Raw genomic sequence first — 5277 nt, 5'->3', positions numbered from 1 at the left:
AAGGTCCGGACGAGTGCTCATGACCTGGCCGAACTTGATAAAAGTCGGACCACGCGTTTCGAGCGTCATTCTGATCCGCTCGACCTGCTTCAGGTGCTTGATCGGTTCAACCGGGTTCCGGCTGAACAGACGGCACCAGCGATACCAGACCGTCCGCAACCCAATGCGGTCGACGAGATCGCCGAAGCCGTGATTCAGCAGAACAGTGACAATTTCACTGGTTCGTCCGAGATTACGGAGCAGCCGAAAAGGATTGGCTTCCACAGGGATGCTCCGTTACTCGTGACTGACGACAACTCAGGCCTTAAAGGAATTCATGTAGGGCAACTGCGCAGAGGACGACTTCACGGCGTCAGCTCCTTCGAGAAGTTGACCGAGAAAGTCCCAGTTGCCCGTGGTCAGTGAGGATCTTGCACTTTCGAGGATCGTCACGGGGAACGTCAGGTCCCCTGCCTGGATCTGCTTAGCCATCAGGTCCACCTTGATCAACTGCACGGGGTTGTCCGCCACCATGCGATTCAGTCGATCCAGGTCGGCACGAGCAGCACAGACACAGGGGATGCCCAGAGTCGTGCAGTTACCGAAGAAAATCTCGGCAAAGGATTCGGCGATAATCGCCTTGATTCCCCAGCGCATCAGAGCCTGTGGAGCGTGCTCACGGGAAGAGCCACAGCCAAAGTTGCGACCACTGATCAGGACTGAGCCTGACTTGTATCGTGGATCGTCAAACGGGTGGGACTTGTCCTGCAATCGATCGTCTTCAAAGGCATGCTCGCCAAGTCCGTCGAACGTAACGCACCGCAGGAAGCGGGCAGGAATGATGCGATCGGTATCAATGTCGTCGAGCAGCAACGGAACACCGGTTCCCGTTACCTGAGTAATGCTTTTCATAATCGTTTCCAGTCAATGAAGAGGCTATTCGCAGAATATCAGATCAGTCGTGCTCGGGCTTCGGTTCTGGCAGGAAGCACGACAGAATGAGATTGAGGAGGAACAACGTGCCAGCCACCCCCGCAGCGACATAGGCGGTCTTGGCTTCCGGTGATGCTCCGGGAACAAATGATTGAAGTGCAAGATATTGCGTGACGGCGGCGAATGGCGTTCCAATCATCCGGCCGCCAATGTTCGCGGCGAAGCTCTCACCAGTGCCACGCAGGTGCATCGGATAGGCATGCGGCAGGTAGTTACCCCAGAAGCTGAACTGGGCTACGGTGAAGAATCCGGCAAGGAAAATCCCGATTCCCAGCAACGAGATATGTAATCCGTGGAACCCGGGGATCCAACTGATATCGGCGCTGAAGAAAGTCGTGTCTTTCCCTTGAGCGAACGCGATGAAGATCAGCGGCGTGAGGATCAGTCCTGGAATCAGGAAGACACGGAGCAGGTTCCTGCGGCTGGCGAAGACGACCACAAGCGCTGCCAGGGCAAAACGGCCGACAAGACCTCCAATTTCCTGGGCCTTCGTGTACTCGGCGGCTTTCTCCTGGCGAGCCTTGCCGGCGGCTTGACCAGCGGCTGCCTTGGCTTTATCCGCGGCGTCCTCCTGGCCTGCTGCGCTGGCAAGGGCTTTTTCTTTTGCCGCGCTGGCGCGTGTCTCCATTTCTGCTTTCACGGCATCGATTCCACCGACGATCTGTGGCATCTGCTGAATCGCACCGAAAGCGACTCCGTAGCTGCAGGCAAACATGGCGGTCGTCACGAGAGTCGTGGTTCGCAGTTCGGCAGAGAACAGCTCAGCAATACTGGGGCGACGCAGTGTTCCAGCAGCTTTCTTCTGGGCCCACTTGGGGGACTCGGGAAGAAATGGGCGGATGATGATCAGAGGGATGGCCGGAATAATACCGGACATCAGCGTGTATCTCCATGCGGCGTGTGGATCAGCGATTTCCCCACCGAACAGATTTAAGAATCCAGGCAAAACGATCTGCGGCAACTTGCCGGCGTAGACAAGAATCAGTCCGTTAGCAATCGCGACCAGCAATCCCCCAATGGACGAGAACGCCTGGGTATAGCCAAGTACCTTTTCGCGCTGTGTCGGGTTGTCGAAAAGTTCTGCCAGCCAGGCGACAGCGGCCACGAACTCGATACAGACACCGATGAACGTCGTCGTGCGGAAGAAAAGCAGCATTGGCAAGTTGGTTGAATATCCCGCTGCAAATGCGGAGAACGCGTAGAGCAGGATACTCCAGGTTAAGACACGGCGGCGGCCAAGCCGGTCTGTCAGATAACCACCCAGCAGGCCGAAGATCCCCCCGCAAACGGCAGGAACATAGAACAGCAAGCCGAACCAGAACGCGAAGAGTTCTTTATTGGCGGGTGTAATATTGCCGAGCTCTTTCAACGCAGGCGCAATGACGAGCGGCAGCATCAAGAGTTCGTAGATATCGAATGCGAATCCAATTGCCGCGATAATACAGATCAGCCATTGCGTACTGGTCAGTCGAAGCGGCTCAGCAGAAGTAGACGGGGCGGGAGCGGACATGAAAACTCCTCAGAGGGTGTCTCTCGGCAGGATGGAACGGCAGGGACGCGGAACCCAGAGTTTAAGCCCTGCGCGCTTCACCCACAACTAAGACGCGATGTAAGGACCAAACAGGCCAGACAAGGCGCCCGATAATCGTCAGGAGCGGAATCGCGGCTTGCCGACTTTGGCTATCGTCGCGATTGCGATGCCTCAAAAATGAGAATTCTCCTGACACGAAACCACTTGCTTTGACAGGCGAATTCCACATGGATAGGATTCCGACTTTCTGAACGAACCTTAAGCCGTTGCTGAGGCTGGCAGATGACGCAGAGCGATAATGATCGCGATGGTCGCAGTGCAGTTGCTCGGGGTTACGTTCTGGCGACGAGGGTGACGTCCATCGGGATGCAGATGGCATTTCCTTCGTTAGTCGGCTGGTGGCTGGATACTCAGTTCAATACGGGTCCGTGGTTGCTGGTGCTGGGTGCCGCTCTCGGTTTTGCTGTATCGATGCTCGAGTTGCTTCGGCTGGTGAAGGATATGAATTCCAGGGTCTGAAGTCTGGGGAGAAGGAATAGCGTGAGGGGTGACCTGCGTTCCCTGCTCTGGCGTCAGGCTTTGTTCACGCTGGTGATGGTTGGGCTGAGCGGTCTTGCTGCCGCGGTTGCATTTCAATGGGTCGGTCCCAAGGGTGTTGAAGGGGTTGTGATCTCCGGGTTACTGTGCCTGATTCCCGGTTGGCTCACAATTCTCATCGGTGGGCTCGTCAAGCAGGGGTCGCTTGCTGTTTATCTCGTCCTCGTGGCGATGATGAATCGAATGATCTTCGTGCTGGTGGGTGTGTTGGCGGTTAAGAATCTGCGGCCGGATCTAGGCTTCTACGAGTTTACGATCTGGTTGCTGACTGCATATATGGTGGCGCTGGCTTTGGAGACGTGGCTGGTCTTGTCACCCTCCAGTTCCGGTTGAGTCTGGCAGCTTGTGCCTTTTTGTAGGTTTGGCAGCGCATATGGATCCATTTCATCACGTACGAGACGGTCAAGTCTGGGAATTGCCCCGGTTTGTTCTCGATCTGCTTGGTCGCGGTGAGCACCTGGTGCTCCCGGGGCGATGGACCAAGTATATGGTCTTGCAGATCGTGGCTGCCGTTCTGGTCTTTCTTGTGTTCCGGGGGCTCGCTGGACGGGTCAAGAACGGTACGCCAGTTAAGGGTGGCTTCTGGAACTTCTGGGAAATGCTGGCGCTGTATGTTCGTGACGAGATCGTCCGACCATCGATTGGCTACCCCCACGACGATCATCATGATGATCACGGCAACGCAGATCATGCTCATGCGGATCACGGAAATTCTCACACTTCACACGGCAGTCCGGCGGTCGTACTCAGTCAGTCACACTCCGGTGCTGACGCAGTACTCGCGGGTGGTCATGTCGCCTTGACCCCTTCGGGCTATGCGGCGGTTGATGTCAGTCATCCTGCCGATAAATTTCTGCCCTATGTCTGGAGTGTCTTTTTCTACATTCTGTTCTGTAACCTGCTCGGGGCGATCCCGTTGCTCGGTTCACCGACGGCAGATATTAATGTCACAGGAATGCTTGCTGCGGTGACATTCCTGCATGTGGTCTTTTTCGGTTCTCAAAAGTCAGGCTTCGGTGGCTTCCTGAAGTCACTTGTGCCTCATATGGATCTGCCCGGTCCGATCGCGGTCCTCCTGTTGCCGTTGATCTGGATCATCGAAGCTGGTGGTCTGCTGATCAAGCACGGTGTTCTGGCTGTTCGATTGTTTGCGAACATCATGGCCGGTCACACAGTGCTGGGTGTCTTCCTGGGCTTTATTGCAGTCGTGGATGGGTTCTTGTGGAACCTGGTCACGCCTGCCAGTATCCTCGCTCAGGTGGGTGTCGGTTTGCTGGAACTGTTCGTGGCGTTCCTTCAAGCCTATGTGTTTGCTTTGTTGACGTCGTTATTCATCAGTGCGGCAGTGAATCCTCACTAATGTTTTCGGTTTGCCAAATGTCTTTGGGTTTGTCCCAAGTTTCCCGGTCAGGAGAGTTAACGTGAGTCAGAATCTGCGAGTGTTGTGCTACGGTATCGCTTTGGTTTTCGCTTTCGCCGCGCCCGCTTTCGCCGCTGAAGGTGGTGCTGGTGGAATTCACTTTTCCGCTGCTTTCGGTGCCGCTGTTGTGATCTGTGGTGCTGCTTACGGTATCGGCCGTATCGGTGTTGCCGCTGTCGAAGGGATGGCTCGTCAGCCAGAAGTCGCTGGCAGCATCCAGACCGCCATGATCATTGCAGCCGCTCTGATCGAAGGTGCGACGTTCTTCGCCCTGATCGTCTGCATGCTCAACAACACTGGCTACCGTCCTTACATCGCTCAGTGATGCTTGTCCCTATCGTCCGTACTGTTTCTTGTCTGAGAGTTCTGGGTATGTTTCGGATCATCTCGCAATTTGTTGCTGTGGCCATGGTGTGCGTTGCGTTGCATGCACCTCAGGTTGCATTCGCGGCGGATCCTGTCCATGCGGATGCACATGGAGACGCGGCGCATACTCCTGACGGTGCCCATGGTGACGCACACGCTGAGGGCGGGCACGGGGAGCACGGCGGGTTGCCAATGACATTCAGCAAGGATCTTGCTTTTTTCTCATTGATTACCTTTGCCGTTTACCTGGTCGTGCTTCGAGTCGGTGCCTGGGGGCCACTCAGGGCAGGTTTGAGCGAGCGGGAACGAGGCATTCAGCAGAACATTGCTGACGCCGAAGTATCTCGCACCAAAGCCGAGGCACTGCTCAAAGAACACGAACTGAAGCTTG

At 55.7% G+C, this 5277-nt stretch carries 7 protein-coding genes and 1 pseudogene; 5 read left to right on the top strand and 3 right to left on the bottom strand.

Annotated elements, in window-relative coordinates; genetic code table 11:
- From VGE80_RS16535 to VGE80_RS16525, 3 genes and pseudogenes are all read right to left on the bottom strand, one after another.
- A pseudogene (locus tag VGE80_RS16535) lies at positions 1–264 on the bottom strand (AarF/ABC1/UbiB kinase family protein); the annotation flags it as partial.
- Positions 265–297: 33 nt separating this feature from the next.
- Positions 298–891, bottom strand: a complete 594-nt coding sequence (leuD, locus tag VGE80_RS16530) for a 3-isopropylmalate dehydratase small subunit (RefSeq protein ID WP_373650527.1) — start codon at positions 889–891, stop codon at positions 298–300.
- A gap of 43 nt (positions 892–934) precedes the next feature.
- Positions 935–2482: an MFS transporter gene (locus VGE80_RS16525; protein ID WP_440593433.1), complete on the bottom strand. Its 1548-nt coding sequence runs from the start codon at positions 2480–2482 to the stop codon at positions 935–937.
- 303 nt (positions 2483–2785) lie between these two features.
- On the opposite strand from VGE80_RS16525, the gene VGE80_RS16520 reads away from it, so the two are divergent.
- From VGE80_RS16520 to VGE80_RS16500, 5 genes are all read left to right on the top strand, one after another.
- Positions 2786–3022 carry an AtpZ/AtpI family protein gene (locus VGE80_RS16520; RefSeq protein ID WP_373650529.1) on the top strand — a complete coding sequence of 79 codons (237 nt, stop codon included), beginning with the start codon at positions 2786–2788 and terminating at the stop codon, positions 3020–3022.
- A gap of 21 nt (positions 3023–3043) precedes the next feature.
- The gene (locus tag VGE80_RS16515) at positions 3044–3433 is read left to right on the top strand and encodes a hypothetical protein (protein WP_373650530.1); all 390 of its coding nucleotides are present in this window, start codon (positions 3044–3046) and stop codon (positions 3431–3433) included.
- Positions 3434–3473: 40 nt separating this feature from the next.
- Complete coding sequence (gene atpB, locus VGE80_RS16510) at positions 3474–4460, top strand: F0F1 ATP synthase subunit A (protein WP_440593432.1); 987 nt, start codon at positions 3474–3476, stop codon at positions 4458–4460.
- A gap of 61 nt (positions 4461–4521) precedes the next feature.
- The gene (atpE, locus tag VGE80_RS16505) at positions 4522–4845 is read left to right on the top strand and encodes an ATP synthase F0 subunit C (protein WP_373650532.1); all 324 of its coding nucleotides are present in this window, start codon (positions 4522–4524) and stop codon (positions 4843–4845) included.
- Positions 4846–4892: 47 nt separating this feature from the next.
- The coding region (locus VGE80_RS16500) for an ATP synthase F0 subunit B (protein ID WP_440593431.1) at positions 4893–5277 on the top strand (385 nt) is incomplete at its 3' end.

This window comes from Schlesneria sp., from assembly GCF_036405755.1.
GTDB classification, from domain to species: domain Bacteria; phylum Planctomycetota; class Planctomycetia; order Planctomycetales; family Planctomycetaceae; genus Schlesneria; species Schlesneria sphaerica.
Note: the sequence above shows the minus strand (reverse complement) of the source record. Positions and strands in the feature narration are given on the sequence as shown.

What these genes read in the sequence shown, in the direction of transcription:
- leuD (WP_373650527.1), bottom strand. Translation starts at nt 891, where the DNA reads ATGAAAAGCATTACTCAGGTAACGGGAACCGGTGTTCCGTTGCTGCTC.
- VGE80_RS16525 (WP_440593433.1), bottom strand. Translation starts at nt 2,482, where the DNA reads ATGTCCGCTCCCGCCCCGTCTACTTCTGCTGAGCCGCTTCGACTGACC.
- VGE80_RS16520 (WP_373650529.1), top strand. Translation starts at nt 2,786, where the DNA reads ATGACGCAGAGCGATAATGATCGCGATGGTCGCAGTGCAGTTGCTCGG.
- atpB (WP_440593432.1), top strand. Translation starts at nt 3,474, where the DNA reads ATGGATCCATTTCATCACGTACGAGACGGTCAAGTCTGGGAATTGCCC.